This is a genomic window from Halopseudomonas yangmingensis (genome assembly GCF_900114825.1).
Taxonomy (GTDB): domain Bacteria; phylum Pseudomonadota; class Gammaproteobacteria; order Pseudomonadales; family Pseudomonadaceae; genus Halopseudomonas; species Halopseudomonas yangmingensis.
The window spans coordinates 214893-233388 of record NZ_FOUI01000002.1 but is presented as its reverse complement, the minus strand read 5'-3'; the positions used below and the strand labels follow the sequence as shown (position 1 = coordinate 233388).

Genomic DNA, 18496 nt, shown 5'->3' with positions numbered 1-18496 from the left:
CGCTGGCTGCCCGGTTGGCGGCTTGCACCGGCTTTGCATTGCCCGGATCACGCATTTGCGCGAAAATGCCGGGCTTTGTGGCCGGCGTCGTCGGTCAGTGATCATGCAAGCCAACCACAGGAGTTGCCCATGTCCAGCCGTCGTGATCGTGCCAATGCCATTCGTGCCCTCAGCATGGATGCCGTGCAGAAAGCCAAGAGCGGCCATCCCGGCGCGCCTATGGGCATGGCCGATATCGCCGAGGTGCTGTGGCACGACCACCTCAGGCACAATCCGGGCAACCCGCAGTGGGCAGACCGTGACCGTTTTGTACTGTCCAACGGCCACGGCTCGATGCTGATCTATTCGCTGCTGCACCTGAGCGGCTACGACCTGTCGATCGATGACCTGAAAAACTTCCGCCAGCTGCACAGCAAGACTCCGGGTCACCCCGAATACGGCTACACCCCGGGCATCGAGACCACCACCGGTCCGCTGGGTCAGGGCATTGCCAATGCGGTGGGCTTTGCTATCGCCGAGAAGATGCTGGCGGCCCAGTTCAACCGTGACGGCCATAACATTGTTGACCACTTCACCTGGGCGTTCCTCGGTGACGGTTGCATGATGGAGGGGATTTCCCACGAGGTCTGCTCGCTGGCCGGCACCCTGGGCCTGGGCAAGCTGATAGCCTTCTATGACGACAATGGCATTTCCATCGACGGTGAGGTCGAGGGCTGGTTCACCGACGATACGCCCAAGCGTTTCGAGGCCTACGGCTGGCAGGTGATTCGCAATGTCGACGGCCATGACGCCGAGGAAATCCAGACTGCGATTGATACCGCGCGCAAGAACCTCGAGCAACCGACCTTGATCTGCTGCAAGACGGTGATCGGCTTCGGTTCGCCGAACAAGCAGGGCAAGGAAGAGTGCCACGGTGCACCCTTGGGTGATGACGAGATTGCCGCCACCCGTGCTGCGCTGAACTGGCCGCATGCGCCCTTCGAGATTCCCGAGAATATCCGCAGCGAGTGGGATGCGCGTGCTGCCGGTGCCGAGCGTGAGGCCGAGTGGAACCAGCGCTTTGCCGCCTATGCCCAGGCCCATCCGCAGCTGGCCGCCGAGTTCAAGCGGCGCATTGCCGGCGAGCTGCCGGCTGACTTTGCCGAGAAGGCTGCCGCCTATGTCGCCGAGGTGGCCGCCCAGGGCGAAACCATCGCCAGCCGCAAGGCCAGTCAGAACAGCCTGAATGCCTTTGGCCCGCTGCTGCCGGAGCTGCTCGGTGGTTCGGCTGACCTGGCCGGCTCCAACCTGACCCTGTGGAAGGGCTGCAAGGGTGTCGAGGCCCACGATGCCAGCGGCAATTACCTGTTCTACGGGGTGCGCGAATTTGGCATGAGCGCGATCATGAACGGTATCGCCCTGCATGGTGGCTTCATTCCCTACGGCGCCACCTTCCTGATCTTTATGGAGTACGCCCGCAATGCGGTGCGCATGTCGGCACTGATGAAACAGCGCGTGCTCTATGTATTCACCCACGACTCCATCGGCCTCGGCGAGGACGGCCCGACCCACCAGCCGATTGAGCAACTGGCCAGCTTGCGCGGCACGCCGAATCTGGATACCTGGCGTCCGGCCGATGCGGTCGAGTCGGCGGCGGCCTGGAAGTTCGCCATCGAGCGCGCCGACGGCCCCAGCGCGCTGGTGTTCTCGCGGCAGAATCTGGCCCACCAGAGCCGCGATCTGCAGCAGCTGGCGGATATCAACCGTGGTGGCTACATCCTCAAGGACTGCGACGGTGAGCCGGAGTTGATCCTGATTGCCACCGGCTCGGAGGTCGGGCTGGCGGTGGATGCCTATGAAAAGCTCAGCGTCGATGGTCGCCGGGTGCGCGTGGTGTCGATGCCCTCGACCAGCGTATTCGACCGCCAGGATGCCGAATACAAGCAGCGGGTCCTGCCGCTGGAGGTGGGTGCGCGGATCGCCATCGAGGCGGCGCACAGCGACTTCTGGTACAAGTACGTGGGTCTGGATGGCCGCATTATCGGCATGCAGAGCTTCGGCGAATCGGCCCCGGCGCCGGCGCTGTTCGAGGAGTTCGGCTTTACCCTCGATAACCTGCTGGCCGTCGCCGAAGAGTTGCTGGAAGACTAAAACCGCGGCAAGCCTCAAGTCTCAAGCTACAAGCGGTGCTCTGACTGCTTGCAGCTTGCAGCTTGCAGCTTGCAGCCAGGCGGAGCCTGCTGCCATGACCCAACCTCGTCCTTATCGCATCGCGCTGAACGGCTACGGCCGTATCGGGCGCTGTGTGTTGCGCGCCCTGTATGAGCGCGGTGGCGATGGCTTGCAGGTGGTGGCGCTGAACGATTTGGCTGATCAGGCCAGTGTCGAGTACCTGACCCGTTTCGATTCGACCCATGGGCGTTTCCCCGGTGCGGTGAGCGTGGAGGGTGACTGCCTGCATATCAATGGCGACTGTGTGAAGGTGCTGCGTGCGCCGGAGCCGGAGCTGATCGACTGGGCGGCGCTGGGCGTCGACCTGTTGCTGGAATGTTCGGGTCAGTACACCAGCCGTGAGCAGGCCTTGCGCTTTGTGCACGCCGGGGTGCCGCGGGTGCTGTTCTCGCAACCGATGGCCAATGAGCAGGCGGTGGATGCGACCGTGGTGTTCGGGGTCAACCATCAGCAGCTGGATGGCGCGCAGCGGCTGGTATCGAACGCCTCCTGTACTACCAATTGCGGGGTGCCGCTGCTCAAGCTGCTGAACGAGCGGATTGGGCTGGACTATGTGTCGATCACCACCATTCATTCGGCGATGAACGATCAGCCGGTGATCGATGCCTATCACCATGAGGATTTGCGCCGCACCCGCTCGGCATTCCAGTCGGTGATTCCGGTGTCGACCGGGCTGGCGCGGGGTATCGAGCGCTTGCTGCCGGAGCTGGCCGGGCGCATTCAGGCCAAGGCGATCCGGGTGCCGACGCTGAATGTGTCGGCGCTGGACATTACCTTGCAAACCGCCCGTGATACCACGGCGGCTGAGGTGAATGCCTTGCTGCGTGAGGCGGCCGAGGGCGAGTTTGCCGGCTTGCTGGACTATACCGAGTTGCCGCATGCCAGTTGCGATTTCAACCATGATCCGCATTCGGCGATTGTCGATGGCAGTCAGACTCGGGTGTCCGGGCCGCGCATGGTGAATTTGCTGGTGTGGTTCGATAACGAGTGGGGCTTTGCCAACCGCATGCTGGATGTGGCGGGGTATTGGTTGCGGCGTTGCGGTTGAGTGTGTCGCTTGGTGCGGTTTTTGTCCGGCTTGCAGAGTGCGAAGTGCCAGATTGGCGATGACCCGCTCTGGACCGTCGATAGCCTGGATGGCTATCGCCGAGCTTACAGGGACGTACTTGCAGCGTGTCCAGAGCGGGTCATCGACGATCTGGCTGGCACGCTGTCGGCGCTGCCTTGTCGGTGCAAGGTGCCATTGCCAGTGCCCTGTTGTGGACACGCTGTGAACCCGTCCATGGGCGCTCGACGATAGCCATCCAGGCTATCGACGGTCCACAACAGGGCACTGGCAATAGCACCGGCGAAGATTGTGCAGTCTGTTTACCGCTAAAGTTTGATGTTTTGATTTAACCGAGGAGCCAGAAATGAGCGTATTGACCATGCAGGAGCTGGATCTCAAGGGCCAGCGCGTGCTGATTCGTGAAGATCTGAACGTGCCGGTAAAGAACGGCAAGGTGGCCAGCGATGCGCGCATCCTGGCATCCCTGCCGACCATCAGGCTGGCGCTGGAGAAGGGCGCGGCGGTGATGGTTTGCTCGCACCTGGGGCGTCCCGAGGAGGGCGTATTCAGCGAGGAGAACAGCCTGGCACCGGTGGCCGCCTACCTGAGCGAGGCGCTTGGACGCGAGGTGCCGCTGGTGCGCGACTACCTGGAGGGTGTCGAGGTGCAGCCGGGTGAGCTGGTGCTGCTGGAGAACGTGCGTTTCAACAACGGCGAGAAGAAGAACACCGATGAGCTGGCGCAGAAATACGCGGCGCTCTGCGATGTGTTCGTGATGGATGCCTTCGGCACTGCCCACCGCGCCCAGGGCTCGACCCATGGGGTGGCCAAGTTTGCCAGGGTGGCCTGTGCCGGCCCGCTGCTGGCGGCCGAGCTGGAGGCGCTGGCCAAGGCGCTGGACAAGCCGGCGCGGCCGATGCTGGCGATTGTCGCCGGCTCAAAGGTATCGACCAAACTTGACGTGCTGAATGCCCTGGCGGAGAAATGCGACCAGCTGATCGTTGGTGGCGGTATTGCCAATACCTTCCTTGCCGCTGCCGGCTACAAGGTTGGCAAGTCGCTGTGCGAGGCGGACCTGGTGGATATCGCCAAGGCGATTGCGGCCAAGGTCAGTGTGCCGCTGCCGGTCGATGTGGTGGTGGCCAAGGCGTTTGCCGAGGATGCCGAGGCGACCGTCAAGGCGATTGCCGATGTCGCCGACGACGATATGATTCTGGACATTGGCCCACAGACGGCGCGGATGTTTGGCGAAATGCTCAAGGCCTCCGGCACCATCCTGTGGAATGGCCCGGTTGGCGTATTCGAGTTCGACCAGTTCGGCAATGGCACCCGGGTGCTGGCCGAAGCGATTGCCGATAGCCCGGCCTTCTCGATTGCCGGCGGTGGCGATACCCTGGCGGCGATCGACAAGTACCGCGTGGCCGAACGGATTTCCTATATTTCCACCGGTGGTGGTGCTTTCCTCGAGTTTGTCGAGGGCAAGGTACTGCCGGCGGTCGAGATTCTGCAGCAGCGGGCGCGCTGAGGCGCGCCCTGGCTTGAACCCATTTACCGATACGGAGAGATAACCAGATGGCCCTGATCAGTCTGCGTCAGATGCTGGATCACGCCGCCGAGTTCGGCTACGGCGTACCGGCGTTCAACGTCAACAACCTCGAGCAGGTGCGCGCGATCATGGAAGCGGCGGCGAATGCCGACGCGCCGGTGATCCTGCAGGCCTCGGCGGGTGCCCGCAAGTACGCCGGCGCGCCCTTCCTGCAGCACATGATCCTGGCGGCAATCGAGGAGTTTCCGCATATTCCGGTGTGCATGCACCAGGACCACGGCACCAGTCCGGCAGTCTGCCAGCGCTCGATCCAGCTGGGCTTTTCCTCGGTGATGATGGACGGCTCGCTCGGCCCGGATGGCAAGACCCCGATGGATTACGACTACAACGTGCGGGTGACCCGTCAGGTAGTCGACATGGCGCATGCCTGTGGCGTGTCGGTGGAAGGCGAACTGGGTTGCCTGGGCAGCCTGGAAACCGGTCAGGCCGGTGAGGAGGACGGTATCGGTGCCGAGGGCACGCTGGATCACAGCCAGATGCTCACCGATCCGGAAGAGGCCGCGCAATTCGTCAAGGCTACCCATGTGGATGCGCTGGCGATTGCTATCGGCACCAGCCACGGCGCCTACAAGTTCACCCGCCCGCCGACCGGCGACATTCTGGATATTGCGCGGATCAAGGCAATCCATGAGCGGATTCCCGGCACCCACCTAGTGATGCACGGTTCCAGCTCGGTACCGCAGGAATGGCTGAAGGTGATCAACCAGTTTGGCGGCGAGATTCCGGAAACCTACGGCGTGCCGGTCGAGGAGATCGTCGAGGGCATCAAGTACGGGGTGCGCAAGGTCAATATCGATACCGACCTGCGGTTGGCTTCGACTGGCGCGGTGCGTCGCTTCCTCGCCGAAAATCCCAGTGAATTCGACCCGCGCAAGTTCCTGGCGAAAACCGTGGATGCCATGCGCGATATCTGCATGGCGCGCTACGAGGCCTTTGGCTGTGCCGGTCAGGCCAGCAAGATCCGTCCGCTGTCGCTGGAAAAAATGTTCCAGCGTTACGAGGCGCGGGAACTGGAACCGAAGATCCACTGAGCCGGTCAGCGGGGCGCCAGATGGCGTCCCGCTGCAATTCTGGCGGGAGCACATCGATGCATGAGAGTGACGAGGACGGCGACGAGCTGTTCACCGAACAGAAACTGCTGGAAGCCATCGAGAACCAGTTGGCCGAGGGCCAGCCGGCGGCGGCCCAGGCAACCCTGAACAAGCTGACGCTGGTCGGTTACCCGCGTGACGAGGCGCTGTCGCTGATGGCCGAGGTGCTGGCACACAGCATTGGGTTGATGCTGGACAACGACCAGCCGTTTGACCTGCCAGCCTACGAGCAGGCGCTGCGCAACCTGCCGGAACTGCCCGCGAGCGGCGAATGATTTTGCGGATGCGCCTGGGTGCAGGCATATCCCCTGTGGCTGGAAGGACACCATGAAATTCTTGTCAATTTTGCGCGTAGTCGCGTTTTATCTGCTGGCCGTGTTGCTGGCCAGCGTGCTCGGCTCGCTGGTGCAGACCCAGTTCAATCTGGCGGCACTGCAACTGATCGATACACAGATACCCTTGGCAGTCAGACTGCAAACCAGTATCCATGACCTGCTGGGTTTTGCCCCGCTGTTTGCCGTGATGGTCGCGGTGACCCTGCTGCTGGCATTGCCGGCGGCTGAGGGGCTGGGACGGATCTTCCGGCCGTGGCGCGGCACCCTGTACTTTCTGGCCGGGGCAGTGGGAATCAAGGTGGCCTTTGATATTGCCGACTGGTTGCTACCGATGCCGGTATTTATCGCAGCCACCCGTGGTGTCGGTGGTTTGCTGGCGATGATGGTCGCGGTGGGGATTGGCAGCGCAGTGTTTGCGCGCCTGACCCGCCCGAAAAAACGCAAGGGGCTCAGGGTTCTGGGTTGAGTGACAGGCTGAGGAGGCATTTCGATGAAAGCATTGCAAAGCGCGCTGTTGATCGCCGGGCTGGGGCTGGGGCTGACCGCACATGCCGCTGATTACCGCGTTGAGACGCTGGCTGAGGGGCTGGAATTTCCTTGGTCACTGGCTTTCCTGCCGGAGGGTGGCATGCTGGTCACCGAGCGTGCCGGCAGGTTGCGGCTGATCGATGCCGAGGGTCGTCTGCAGGCCGAGCCACTGAACGGCGTGCCGTCGGTGCTGGTTGAGCGTCAGGGTGGTTTGATGGAGGTGGCGCTGGACCCCGAATTTGCCGAGAATCGACGGCTGTTTCTCAGCTATGCCTGCGGCACTGTCGAGGCCAACAACACCTGCCTGGCCAGCGCCCGGCTGGTCGATGGCACTCTGCAGGATGTTCAGGAAATTTTCCGCGCCGAGTTTGCCAAGCGCGGTGGTGCCCATTATGGCGGGCGCATTGCCTTCCTGCCGGACCAGACGCTGGTGCTGACTCTGGGCGATGCCTTTATCCACCGTGAAGAAGCCCAGAATCCGGCCAATCACCTGGGTTCCATCGTGCGACTGAACCGCGATGGCAGTGTGCCCGGGGACAACCCCTGGGTCGGTCAGGCTGACGTCAGGCCCGAGCTGTATAGCATTGGCCACCGCAATGTGCAGGGTGTGCTTTGGGATGCCGCCAACCATCGGCTGCTGGCGCACGAGCATGGTCCACGCGGTGGTGATGAGCTGAACCTGATTGAGTCGGGCAACAACTATGGCTGGCCGAAGATCACCTATGGCGTTGATTACAGTGGTGCGGTGATCAGTCCCTACAGCGAAATGGAGGGGCTGCAGCAGCCACTGCTGCAGTGGACGCCTTCGATTGCGCCGTCCGGCATGGCGCTGTACCAGGGTGAGATGTTCCCCGAGTGGCAGGGTAGTCTGCTGGTGTCCACCCTGGCCGGCCAGCATGTGCGCCGGGTCAGCCTGGATGGCCTGCAGGTGCGTGAGCAGGAAAGCCTGTTCAGCGAGCTGGGTGAGCGCATTCGCGATGTGCGGGTGGCCGCCGACGGCTCAATTCATCTGTTGACCGACAGCCCGCAGGGCCGGGTGCTGCGGATCAGCCGCTAGCGGATCAGGTCGCTCCGAATGTCGATGGCAGCTGCCGGACACGCCGCAAGTACGTCCCTGTAAGCTCGTGCCCAGCCTTCCCTGGCTGGGCACGGTCCGGCTGCCGCCATCGACATCCTGGCGACAATTACCTCAGGCACTGGGTGTTTCGCTGAACAGGCTGATCGGCTCGCGGCTGTCGCGCTTGCTGCGGTACATGGCCTGGTCCGCCTGATTGAGCAGAGTGCTGGCGGTCGGTTGCAGGCCGTCACTCAGACTGATGCCGATGCTGGCGGCTATCCGGATCTGGTCGCTGCAGCCCAGTTTCATCGGCTGCTGCAGGGCCTGCAGAATACGTTCTGCCAAGTCCCTGGCCGCGTTGATATCAGCGATGTTCTCGCAGACGATGACGAATTCGTCGCCACCCATGCGTGCCACCAGATCATTTTTGCGTGCCACCTCGCGCAGACGTACGGCGACCTCGACCAACACCTGATCACCGCAGTCATGGCCCAGGCGATCGTTGACCGGCTTGAAGCCGTCCAGATCCATCATCAGCAGGGCCAACAGGTCGCCGCGTCTGCTGGTGCGCAGCATGGCCTGCTGCAGGTGATTGCCCAGGGCAGTGCGGTTGGCCAGTCCGGTCAGCGGATCCTCAAGGGCCAGTTGTTCCAGGCGGGCATTGGCCTGCTGCAGCGCTTCGGTACGTTCGGCGATGCCCTGCTCCAACTGCATTTCATGCACCTGCATGGATTCCAGCAGTGCCAGCTGGGCCTGTTCTTTTTGTCGTTCAATCTCGTTGAAACGTGCCGCCAGACCCAGCGACAGCAGCAGCAGCTCAAGTGCCGAACCGATCTGGATGGCATACACCGACAGGAAGTTGGAGGGAATCAGCGCGAAGTTGCGCAGGGCCAGCACCAGTGCGCCGCCGAGCAGGATGCACCAGGCCAGCACGAAGATGCGTGCGGCGGGCAGGCCACGCCACATGCAGTGGATACCGCAGGCCATGATCAACAGGGTGATCAGCAGGCCGCTGATCGACATGAGTTGTAGGGCGGCGCGCACGCTTAGCAACAGTGTCAGCAGGCTGGCGAATGCGCCCAGCGCGGCGGCCCAGCGCAGCAGACAGTCCCAGCCGGGTGCCAGTTCACGGGTATTCAGGAAGGCACGGGCAAACAGCAGGGCGAAGGTCGCGGCCAGGGTAAAGGATAGCGGCAGTATGCGGTTACCGGCTTCACCGGCATTTGGCCAGATGAACTGTGGGCCGGTACCGTTGACCGCCATCACCGCGCCGGCCAGGGTCACTACAAACAGCACGTAGTAGCCGAAGCTGGCCTGGCGCAGCACCAGAAACAGCAACAGGTTGTAGCAGCCGAGTGCCAGCGCCATGCCGAAATAGGCCAGCAGCATCAGGTAGCTGTTGTTGCTCTGGTAGCGGAACTCCGCCTCACTCCACAGGACGCTGTCGAGGGTCATGCTGCCCGCCGAGCTGACGCGCAGGTATAGGGTGCGCTGCTCGCCCGGTTGCAGCTCCAGAGTGAAGGCCGGGCTCAGGTGATCCATGCTGCGCTGCAGCCGCGGGATGACGTCGCCGGCCACCGCCAGCGGCCGATCACCCTGCTGCGGGTCGTAGAGCCAGACCCGGTCAAGCGAGGGGTACTGCATTTCCAGTACCCAGCGGCTGGTTTGCGTTGCTGTCGATTGCAGGTTCAGGCGTAACCACGCATGGTCGCTGGTATAGGCAAAGTTGATGTCGCTGCGCTGGCCGGCGTGGCGGAAGCTGTCGTCGGCAGCAATGATCTGTTGCAGTTCAAGCTCGCCCTGCGGATCGCGCAGGTAACTGATCCAGGGCAGCAGGCTGATGCGGGTTTCGCTGGCGTCCAGTTGCAGCACCTGGCTGTTGGCCTGGGCTCCGGGCAGCAGGCCGGCCAGCAACAGGCACAGCAGGGCCAGAAGCTGTAGGCAGAAGCGCTGAGAGGACTGCGAACTGGGCACGCGGGTTGTCATCCATGAGGTTGCCTGAATCGGTACGGAAGGCTCCGATACTGGGCATGCGCTGACTATAGGCAGGCAGGATGCCAGCGTCAAATGACCAATCGCCTAGAGTGGCCAAACCCATAGCAGCATGGGTACGCTGACAGCCACTACCACCAGCTCCAGTGGCAGTCCCAAACGCCAGTAATCAGCGAAACGGAAACCGCCGGGGCCAAGAATCAGCGTGTTGTTCTGGTGGCCGATTGGTGTCAGAAAGGCGCAGGAGGCACCAATTGCCACGGCCATCAGGAAACTGTCCGGATTGACCTGCAACTGGGCGGCAACACTCAGGGCTATCGGGCACATCACGGCGGCGGTGGCGGCATTGTTCATAAAGTCCGAGAGGCTCATGGTGACCACCAGTACCAGCGCCAGTGCCAGCACCGGACTGCCCTGAGCCAGGTGTTCAAGCAGGGTTTTCGCCAGCAGGTCGGCGGCGCCGGTACTGGCCATGGCGCCGGCCAGCGGCAGCAACGCCGCCAACAGTACGATGATCGGCCAGTCCACCGCCTCATAGATGCGCCGTAACGGCACTACGCCACTCAGCATGAAACCCAGCACGCCGGCGGTAAAGGCCAGTGCGGCCGGCAGCAGGCCGCTGGCAGCCAGCACTATGGCGCCGAGCATGATCAGTACGCTGGTAATCGCCTTGCGCCGGTTGGGAATCAGAATGCTGCGCTGGGCCAGCGGCACACAGCCAAACTCGCTGGCAAAACCGCTGATGGCTTCCGCAGGGCCCTGCATCAGAATTACGTCGCCGGCATGCAACTCGGTCCAGCGCAGCCGACGTATGGAACGATGCCCCTGCCGCGAGATGGCCAGCAGGTTGATGCCGAAGCGGCTGCGGATCTGCACATCACTGGCACTGCGGCCATTCAGCAGCGAGCCGGGTTGCACCACCAGTTCCTGCAGGGTGATGTCCTCGGCTCGCTCTGTGCGGGTTGCTGGCGGGCTGTCATCTATCTCGCTGTCTTCAGGAGCCGGGGTGGATTCCGGGCGAACCGACTCTTCCAGTTTCAGGCCAAGCAGAGTCAGTACCGCACCCAGATCATCGGGGTCGGCCTCGATCACCAGAATGTCGCCGTCCTGCAGCAGTCGGCCGGGGTGCGGTGCGGTAACGCGGAAATCGTTGCGAACCAGACCGACGATCTGGGCATCGCTGTCATCCAGCCAGCGCTCGACTTCGCCCAGATGTTTGCCAGCGGCCTTGCTGCCCTGGCCGATATGTACCTCGGTAAGGTAGCTGCCGGTATCAAAACTGGCAGCGTCGTGCTTGCGCCGTTCCGGTACCAGCCAGCGCGCGGCAAGCACGGTAAACAGAATGCCGCACAGCGCCACCACTATGCCAACCGGGCTGAAGTCGAACATGCCGAAGCCGTTACCGGCCTGCTCGGCACGAAAACCGGCAACGATCAGGTTGGGCGGGGTGCCAATCAGCGTGGTCATGCCGCCGAGGATGGTGCCGAAGGCCAGTGGCATCAGGATCTTGCCGGGCGGCAGGGCGTGCCGCTGCGCCAGTTGCATGGCAATTGGCATCAGCAGTGCCATGGCACCGATATTGTTCATAAAGGCCGAGAGCAGCGCGCCAAGCAGGGTCAGGGCGCTGCAGCCGAGCAGCACGCCGCCCTGGCGTGGCAGCAGCTTCTGCGCCATGGCCTCCACTGCGCCGGTAACCTGCAGGCCATGGCTGAGGATCAGTACCGCAGCAACGGTGATCACCGCCGGATGGGCGAAGCCGTCGAAGGCGTTGGCGGTCGGGGTCAGGCCTAGCAAAACACAGGCCAGCAAGGCCATCAGTGCCACCACGTCGTGGCGCAACCGGCCCCAGAGGAACAAGCCTATGGTGATACCGAGAATGGCGAAGGTCAGCAGCTGGTCCTGTTGCATCCGTTCGGGCTCTCTGGGTTGTTGCTCAGATCAGCCGCACCTTGAAGCGGCGGCCCTTGATCTTGCCCTGCTCCAGTCGCTGCAAGGCGTCGCGGGCCAGATCCCAGCGGATCGCCACCAGCGCCTGATGGTCGCCGATGCTGATCTTGCCGATGGCATCGCCCGGCAGTCCGGCGTCGCCGGTCAGGGCGCCAAGCAGATCGCCGGGGCGCAGTTTGTCCTTGCGTCCGCCGGCCACTTCCAGGCTGCGCATCGGTGCCAGCAGCGGCGGGTCGATATATTCTGGCAGACGCTCCAGATCATGCCACTGCAGTGGTTCGCCGAGTTGCTGTTCGATATTGCGTACCCGCCCCTGTTCTGCCGGTGCCACCAGACTCAGCGCCAGACCGGCCTTGCCCGCCCGTCCGCTACGACCGATACGGTGGGTGTGCACTGAGGGGTCAGGAGACAGTTCGACGTTGATCACCGCAGCGACGTCTTCGATGTCGATACCGCGGGCAGCGACATCGGTGGCGACCAGTACGCTGCAACTGCGGTTGGCAAACATCGCCAGTACCTGATCGCGCTCGCGCTGCTCCATGTCACCGTGCAGGGCCAGGGCGCTGACCCGGTTGGCATTCAGCAGTTGCTGCAGCTGCTGGCACTGTTGTCGGGTGTGGCAGAAGGCAATGCATGGCTGCGGTCGCTCGGCGGCCAGCAGGCGCAGCACTGCCGGCAGACGCTGTTCGGCGCTGACCTCGAAGAAGCGCTGGCTGATACGGTTGTCTTGCGGCTCCGCCTCGATGCTGACCTGCTGCGGGTTGCGCAGGTAGCGTGCGGCCAGCGATTCGATGCCCGGCGGGTAGGTGGCGGAAAACAGCAGGGTCTGGCGACGCGAGGGGGTATGACCGATGATCTCGGCGATGCTGTCGGCAAAGCCCATGTCGAGCATGCGGTCGGCCTCGTCGAGCACCAGACAGTTAACGTGGTCGAGCTTCAGGGTGCCGCGTTGCAGGTGATCCAGTACCCGTCCGGGGGTGCCTACCAGCACATGCGCGCCCTGTTCCAGTGAGGCGGCCTGTGGGCCGAAGGGAGTGCCGCCACACAGGCTGACCATCTTGATATTCGGCAGCCTCCGGGCCAGGGCACGCAGGCTGTCGGTGACCTGTCCGGCCAATTCGCGAGTTGGACAGAGTACCAGCGCCTGTACTCCGAAAAACGCCGGGTTCAACGGATTCAGCAGGCCCAGACCGAAGGCCACGGTCTTGCCGCTGCCGGTGCGCGAGCGGGCGATCAAATCGTCGCCACGCAGTATCAGTGGCAGCGTGGCGGCCTGCACCGGGGTCATCTGCGGGAAGTCGAGCTCCGCCAGACTTTGTAGCAGGGCGTCGGACAGGGGCAAGGTGGCGAAGGAACTGGAAGTCACAGGGTGGCGCCTCATGGTCTGGCGCGACAGTGTAGCAGGGCGGCGCGTCCGGCGCCGGCCTGCGTCACTCGCAAGCCAGGGTGGTGCGGTTGCGTCCGCTTTCCTTGGAGCGGTACAGCGCCTGGTCGGCCTTCTCGATCAGTTGCTGGTGGGCCTGCATCTCCGGCTCCAGACTGGCAACTCCGAGGCTTACAGTGAAGTTTTTCGGTTGGCCCTGGAAATCCAGCGCGCGGGTTTCGATCGCCTTGCGCAGGCGCTCGGCAAAGTGCGCGGCACCCTGCAGGTCGGTGTCTGGCAGCAGTACCACAAACTCCTCGCCACCGTAGCGGCCGGCGAAGTCGCTTTCCCGGGCATGTTCGCGGGTGATCTGCGCCACCATGCGAATTACGTCGTCGCCAAACTGGTGACCGTAGGTGTCGTTGACCGACTTGAAGTGATCGATATCGAAAATCACCATGCTGGCGGTGCGGTCATAGCGCTGGTGACGGGCAAACTCCTTCTTCAGGCAGCTTTCCCAGAAACGCCGGTTGAGCAGCCCGGTGAGGCCGTCACGGTCAGCCAGTTCGCGCAATTGCAGATTGGCGGATTCCAGCTGTCGCTTGTTCACTGCCACACCGGTGACGTCGTAGACAATCAGGCAGACATGGTCGGTAGCGCCGTTGCTGCTGCGCAGCGGCAGGATGGTGACGTTCTGGTACATCTGGTCAGCCAGCCCGGTAATCGGCTGGTAACTGTTGAACGGAAACAGGTAGGGCCGTTGTTCCCAGATGGTGAAGGCGCGGGTGCCGAGCATCACCGAGGTTTCCACCTTGTGGGTCAGCCAGCTGCGGTCAATCTCCGGGAACAGCTCGAACAGCGAGCGTTGCATGACGTCGCCGCCATCCAGTCCGGAGTGATTCTGCATAAAGCTGTTCCAGACCTCCACGCGGTAGTCGCGATCCAGTACCACCACGCCGACGTCCATGCTCTGGACAATGTCCAGCAGCCAGTGCAGCTCGTTGATATCAATCTGTGCCGCCATCCTGTGTTTCCGCTCAGCCGATAAGGTGGTTGATCTTTTCCCGCAGGCGCGGCACCGAGTCCTCGGTGAACAGCAGCAGCAGGTCGAAGTGGATGTCGTGGTCTTCCAGTCCGTAGCTGATTTCCACAGCCAGGGTGCGTTTCCAGCGCCGCTGGTTGATACGGATCAGGTCATCGATCGGGCAGTGCTGCCCAAGCACCATCGGGTGGCTCTGTGACAGTTGCAGGTTGAGCTGCTCGGACAGGCCGTTCAGACAGGCACCTATAATGATACTGGCCAGATCCAGCAGCATTTCCAGCTGGGCGCTTTCATCCTTGCTGGTATTCAGCAGGCGCGCCACATCGTCTATTTCCGAGTCGTGGAAAATCAGCAGAGCCTCGCCGGCAATGCCGCTGCCGATATAGCCCTGGCAGATCGCCGTGAGCTTTTCGTCGCTCTGGGCATCGGCCAGTGCCATGTGCAGTTCGCCGACCTCAAGGATATTGACGTTGGGGATCGGCAGCTTGATGAATACCTTGAGCACCCGTGCCAGCAGTTCGGCAGCGCGGCCCATGGCGATATTCGAGAGTTCGCGGAATGCGTCACGGAAGCTGACATCCGGCAGTTTGAGCGGAGCAGGGGGAGGGCTGGACTCTGTGGCTGCAGGCAGTTGCATGTCCAGGGTATCCAGTGCTTCCGCAAGCTGCATCGGGTCGGCCGGCTTCTTGATAAAGTCGCGGGCACCCAGAGCCTTGACCCGGCGCATCGCCTCTTCCTGCACGTCGCCGGAAACCACTATGACCTTGACCGCCAGGTCTTCTTCGCGCAGGGCAGCCAGTACGCCGTAGCCGTCAAGCTCTGGCATGGTCAGGTCAAGCAGCATGACTTGAGCCTTGCCGGCACGCACCGCCTCAAGCGCTTCCAGGCCATTGGTAGCCTGGGTTATTTCAAATGGCCAGGCTGACGGCAGCGCCCTGATCAGCTGCTTGCGGGCCATATTGGAGTCGTCACAGACGACCAGCGGAATACTGCTCACCTGAATGTCCTTGTGCTCGACTGGCCGGTTGTTGTGCTGTTTTGTTGGTGGGCGCGCTGGCCCTGATCCGGCAGTGCACCAAGCATGACAACTTATTACTGACTTGAGAAGAGTCAATCAAGGCAGATTGATGGCCACTTGTCAGCCTGGAGTTGACGTTGATCAGTGCGCAGGTGGTCGTAAGGGCTAGACTGATCACATGACCATCATGCGGGGGAGAGAAATATGACTGAACAGACACTGGCCCGGCTGCAGGAGCAGCAGCAACAGTATCGCCAGCGTATTGAGGCACTGCAGCGGGATCTTACGCGGGAATATCCGGCTGACAGCGGCGAGCAGGCTCAGGAACGTGAAAATGACGAAGTGATGGAGGCTTTGCTGCTGGAGGCGCGAGAGGGTCTCAGACAGACCGAGTCGGCATTGCAGCGCTTGCAGGATGGCAGTTATGGCCTTTGCAGCGGTTGTGGCGAGAAGATTGCCGCTGCCCGCCTGGAGGCGATGCCGGATGCACTGATGTGCATCGATTGTGCGTCCCGCGCCGAGCCGGGCTGAGATTCAGTCCAGCCCGGTCTCGCGTCGCAGTTCGTCGATCAACTGGTCCTTGTCCAGCCACAGCTGGTTGACCCACTGCTGGAACGCGGCACGAAATTGCGGGTCGTTCTCGTAGTCACCATGAAACAACGGCAACGGCACATCGCGCGCTCGAATATCCACGATTACCCGGTCAACGCGGCCGCTTACCAATGCCCAGAAGCCTGGTGGTTTTCCTTGCGGGTATATGATGGTGACATCCAGCAGATCCTTCATCTGCTCACCCAGCGCCGCCATCACAAAGGCGATGCCGCCCGACTTGGGCTTGAGCAGATAGCGGTAGGGTGACTGCTGGGCTGCCCGCTTGGCGGGGGTGAAACGGGTGCCTTCCAGGTAGTTGACCACGGTAACCGGAATGTCTTGGAATTTCTCGCAGGCCCGCCGGGTGATTGCCAGATCCTTGCCACGATCCTGCGGGCGCCGGGCCAGGTGCTCCTTGCTGTAGCGCTTCATGAACGGGTAGTCGAGAGCCCAGAAGGCCAGGCCGATAAAGGGAATCCAGATCAGTGCGCGCTTGAGGAAGAACTTGAAGTAAGGTGTCTTGCGATTAAATGCCTGCACCAGTGCCGGAATATCCACCCAGCTCTGGTGGTTGCTGACCACCAGATAGGAATGCTGGGGGTGCAGCGGTGTATCGCAGCGGATATCCCAGTGGGTTGGTAGCAGCAGAGCGAAAATTGCCTTGTTGATCTCTGCCCAGCTCTCGGCGATCCACATTACCCAGCGAGAGCAAAAGCGTCGAACCGGGCGATAGGGGATCAGCACCTTGATCAGGGCAAGAACCAGCATTGGCCCTATGCCTACCAGGGTGTTCAGCAAAATCAGCAGGCACGTCAGGGTGCCGGTCAGCCAGTGGGGCATCGGAACATCCGTCTGAGGCTGTGGAACATGTCCGGAGGATAGCGACTTTTTGCCGTGGATGGCAGCCATTGTGACCCGAAAAGGCGATTGCTCCGAGTACGCTAGACATGCGCATACTGAGGCTTGGCCGAAACAACCGGAGCAGCCCTTGCGCCCCGCTTACCACTCCCACCTGATCATTGACCGGGCCCCCTTGCCGCAGCCACTGGGGCTGCGGCATGCGTTGTTGCTGGCCTTGTTGGCCGGCTTGCTGATGGGTTTGCCGTGGTTGCGCACTGAGTTGGCCTGGCTTGGCTGGCTGGCCTGGGTGCCTTTGCTGATGGCGCTCAATGGAAGCTCTCTGAAACGTGCCATGCTGGTTGGCTGGGTCAGCGGGGTGTTGTCCTTCGCGCTTGCCAGTTACTGGTTGATCGATTTTGCCATCAACCTTCACGGGTTTAGCCTGCTGCTGTCCGCAGTGCTTGCAGCGCTTTTCTGGGCCTGGGCCGGACTGGCACTGGCGCTGGCCTGTGTGCTGTCGCGCTGGCTGTGGATGCGCTTGCCGAACAGTGCCCTGCTGGTGTTTCCTGTGGCCGTCACGCTCAGCCTGAGCTACTTCCCTCTGCTGTTCCACATGCACTTTGCCGAAACCCAGGCCTGGTATCCGCTGGCATTACAGGGCGTTGAACTGGTCGGGGCCAAGGGGCTGGATGCGCTGATGGTGATGACCGGTGTGCTGGTCTGGCGTCAATGGCGCCGGGTGCTTGGCGAGCGCCTGCCCTGGTGGCCGGACATGTTGGCACTGCTGTTGCTGTTGGTCTGGTTTGTCGGGGGCTGGTGGCGATTGCAGTACTGGGATGCACAGACCGAGCGCTGGGACACCCGGCGAATTGGCCTGGTTCAGCCAAATGATCCGGTCAGTATTGCTGTTCCCGCTCCTCGTGAGGGTTACACACGCGAATATCCTCCGGAACTGGCCGCCAGCCTGCGTCTTGCCAAGGCGGGCGCCGAGTGGGTGGCCTGGCCTGAGGCCCGCTACAAGGGCTATTTCGAGTTGAACAGCGTACGAATGCGTTATATGCAGGAAGTGGGCGATGCATATTTCCATTTACTGCTGCATGACGTCGAACGCAGTTGGGAGGATGGTCAGCCCAAAGCCTACAACAGTCTTGCCTGGCTCAATCAGCGTGGCGAGCTGGCGGATGTCTATCGCAAGGTAAAACTGATGCCCTTTGGCGAGTACCTGCCAAGGGTCTGGAGTTTGCCGGGAATACGTAGGGTCACTGAGCGCTTTTTTGGAGATTTCCTGCGTCCGCTGGGTGCCGGTGAGCGTCAGGTGGTATTTGATATCAACGGCATGCGTGTAGTACCCGGCATCTGTTTCGAAACGGCTTTTCCGGAATTCATGGCCGAGGGTATCGGCGCTGACGGGGCCGGCAAGCTGATGCTGTTCGTCTCCCAGGATGGCTGGTTCGGCCAGACCACCCAGCCGCTGCAGCATGCTGCCATGTCGGTGGTGCGCGGCGTGGAAAACCGCGTGCCCATGGTGCATCTGATCAATAACGGCCCGTCCGTAGTGACGCTGCCGAGTGGTCGCCCGGTATTCCGTGCCCCGGCCTTCGAGGTGGGCGAGTTCCTGGTGGATCTGCCGTTCTCTGCCGAATCCGGCGGTTCCTTCTACAGTCGTTATCCCTGGCTGGTGCCGCAGGTGATGAATGCGCTGTTGCTGTTGATGGTGTCCGTGGCGCTGCTGCGCCGTCGCTGATCCCCTGTATTTTTCTGTTTCTTCGACAGGCGTCACAGGCCCTTGCGGCCTGTTGGCGCTTTTTGACTTTGGTCAAGGCGATC

Annotated in this window: 15 protein-coding genes; 9 read left to right on the top strand and 6 right to left on the bottom strand. The window is 62.2% G+C overall.

Translation table 11 applies throughout. The annotated features are described in order from the left end of the window. The first annotated feature begins 129 nt into the window (after window positions 1–129). From tkt to BMZ23_RS03255, 7 genes are all read left to right on the top strand, one after another. Window positions 130–2130: a transketolase gene (gene tkt, locus BMZ23_RS03285; RefSeq protein WP_093472685.1), complete on the top strand. Its 2001-nt coding sequence runs from the start codon at window positions 130–132 to the stop codon at window positions 2128–2130. A gap of 94 nt (window positions 2131–2224) precedes the next feature. Then, window positions 2225–3259 carry an erythrose-4-phosphate dehydrogenase gene (gene epd / locus BMZ23_RS03280; RefSeq protein ID WP_093472682.1) on the top strand — a complete coding sequence of 345 codons (1035 nt, stop codon included), beginning with the start codon at window positions 2225–2227 and terminating at the stop codon, window positions 3257–3259. A gap of 364 nt (window positions 3260–3623) precedes the next feature. Then, window positions 3624–4784: a phosphoglycerate kinase gene (locus BMZ23_RS03275; RefSeq protein WP_093472680.1), complete on the top strand. Its 1161-nt coding sequence runs from the start codon at window positions 3624–3626 to the stop codon at window positions 4782–4784. Between the two features lie 47 nt (window positions 4785–4831). After that, window positions 4832–5896: a class II fructose-bisphosphate aldolase gene (gene fba, locus BMZ23_RS03270; protein ID WP_093472678.1), complete on the top strand. Its 1065-nt coding sequence runs from the start codon at window positions 4832–4834 to the stop codon at window positions 5894–5896. Window positions 5897–5952: 56 nt separating this feature from the next. Then, window positions 5953–6231, top strand: coding sequence for a hypothetical protein (locus BMZ23_RS03265; RefSeq protein ID WP_093472676.1), 279 nt, complete (start codon window positions 5953–5955; stop codon window positions 6229–6231). 52 nt (window positions 6232–6283) lie between these two features. After that, on the top strand, window positions 6284–6757 hold the full coding sequence (locus tag BMZ23_RS03260; RefSeq protein WP_093472673.1) for a hypothetical protein: 474 nt from the start codon (window positions 6284–6286) through the stop codon (window positions 6755–6757). Window positions 6758–6781: 24 nt separating this feature from the next. Next, on the top strand, window positions 6782–7876 hold the full coding sequence (locus BMZ23_RS03255; RefSeq protein WP_093472670.1) for a PQQ-dependent sugar dehydrogenase: 1095 nt from the start codon (window positions 6782–6784) through the stop codon (window positions 7874–7876). 132 nt (window positions 7877–8008) lie between these two features. On the opposite strand, the gene BMZ23_RS03250 is transcribed toward BMZ23_RS03255, so the two are convergent. The 5 genes from BMZ23_RS03250 to BMZ23_RS03230 form a co-directional block, all read right to left on the bottom strand. Next, entirely contained in the window at window positions 8009–9850 is a 1842-nt protein-coding gene (locus BMZ23_RS03250) for a diguanylate cyclase (protein WP_093473128.1), read from the bottom strand. A 105-nt stretch (window positions 9851–9955) separates the two neighbouring features. Next, window positions 9956–11776, bottom strand: coding sequence for an SLC13 family permease (locus BMZ23_RS03245; RefSeq protein WP_093472667.1), 1821 nt, complete (start codon window positions 11774–11776; stop codon window positions 9956–9958). A gap of 25 nt (window positions 11777–11801) precedes the next feature. After that, on the bottom strand, window positions 11802–13181 hold the full coding sequence (gene dbpA / locus BMZ23_RS03240; protein WP_093472662.1) for an ATP-dependent RNA helicase DbpA: 1380 nt from the start codon (window positions 13179–13181) through the stop codon (window positions 11802–11804). A 64-nt stretch (window positions 13182–13245) separates the two neighbouring features. Next, window positions 13246–14202, bottom strand: a complete 957-nt coding sequence (locus tag BMZ23_RS03235; protein ID WP_093472658.1) for a sensor domain-containing diguanylate cyclase — start codon at window positions 14200–14202, stop codon at window positions 13246–13248. Window positions 14203–14215: 13 nt separating this feature from the next. Continuing rightward, the gene (locus BMZ23_RS03230; protein WP_093472653.1) at window positions 14216–15217 is read right to left on the bottom strand and encodes a response regulator; all 1002 of its coding nucleotides are present in this window, start codon (window positions 15215–15217) and stop codon (window positions 14216–14218) included. Window positions 15218–15442: 225 nt separating this feature from the next. Here BMZ23_RS03230 and BMZ23_RS03225 point away from each other — a divergent pair, with 225 nt between their 5' ends. Then, entirely contained in the window at window positions 15443–15769 is a 327-nt protein-coding gene (locus tag BMZ23_RS03225; RefSeq protein WP_093472647.1) for a TraR/DksA family transcriptional regulator, read from the top strand. A gap of 3 nt (window positions 15770–15772) precedes the next feature. Here BMZ23_RS03225 and BMZ23_RS03220 read toward each other — a convergent pair whose 3' ends face one another. After that, a complete protein-coding gene (locus BMZ23_RS03220) occupies window positions 15773–16669 on the bottom strand; it encodes an acyltransferase (RefSeq protein ID WP_093472644.1) in 897 nt (298 codons plus the stop codon). 148 nt (window positions 16670–16817) lie between these two features. On the opposite strand from BMZ23_RS03220, the gene lnt reads away from it, so the two are divergent. Continuing rightward, window positions 16818–18413 (top strand): apolipoprotein N-acyltransferase, encoded by a 1596-nt coding sequence (gene lnt / locus BMZ23_RS03215; protein ID WP_177197207.1) that lies wholly within the window; start codon window positions 16818–16820, stop codon window positions 18411–18413. Window positions 18414–18496 lie beyond the last annotated feature (83 nt).

What these genes read in the sequence shown, in the direction of transcription:
- BMZ23_RS03220 (WP_093472644.1), bottom strand. Translation starts at nt 16,669, where the DNA reads ATGCCCCACTGGCTGACCGGCACCCTGACGTGCCTGCTGATTTTGCTG.
- BMZ23_RS03265 (WP_093472676.1), top strand. Translation starts at nt 5,953, where the DNA reads ATGCATGAGAGTGACGAGGACGGCGACGAGCTGTTCACCGAACAGAAA.
- BMZ23_RS03225 (WP_093472647.1), top strand. Translation starts at nt 15,443, where the DNA reads ATGACTGAACAGACACTGGCCCGGCTGCAGGAGCAGCAGCAACAGTAT.
- BMZ23_RS03275 (WP_093472680.1), top strand. Translation starts at nt 3,624, where the DNA reads ATGAGCGTATTGACCATGCAGGAGCTGGATCTCAAGGGCCAGCGCGTG.
- fba (WP_093472678.1), top strand. Translation starts at nt 4,832, where the DNA reads ATGGCCCTGATCAGTCTGCGTCAGATGCTGGATCACGCCGCCGAGTTC.
- BMZ23_RS03260 (WP_093472673.1), top strand. Translation starts at nt 6,284, where the DNA reads ATGAAATTCTTGTCAATTTTGCGCGTAGTCGCGTTTTATCTGCTGGCC.
- epd (WP_093472682.1), top strand. Translation starts at nt 2,225, where the DNA reads ATGACCCAACCTCGTCCTTATCGCATCGCGCTGAACGGCTACGGCCGT.
- BMZ23_RS03255 (WP_093472670.1), top strand. Translation starts at nt 6,782, where the DNA reads ATGAAAGCATTGCAAAGCGCGCTGTTGATCGCCGGGCTGGGGCTGGGG.
- tkt (WP_093472685.1), top strand. Translation starts at nt 130, where the DNA reads ATGTCCAGCCGTCGTGATCGTGCCAATGCCATTCGTGCCCTCAGCATG.
- BMZ23_RS03235 (WP_093472658.1), bottom strand. Translation starts at nt 14,202, where the DNA reads ATGGCGGCACAGATTGATATCAACGAGCTGCACTGGCTGCTGGACATT.
- BMZ23_RS03245 (WP_093472667.1), bottom strand. Translation starts at nt 11,776, where the DNA reads ATGCAACAGGACCAGCTGCTGACCTTCGCCATTCTCGGTATCACCATA.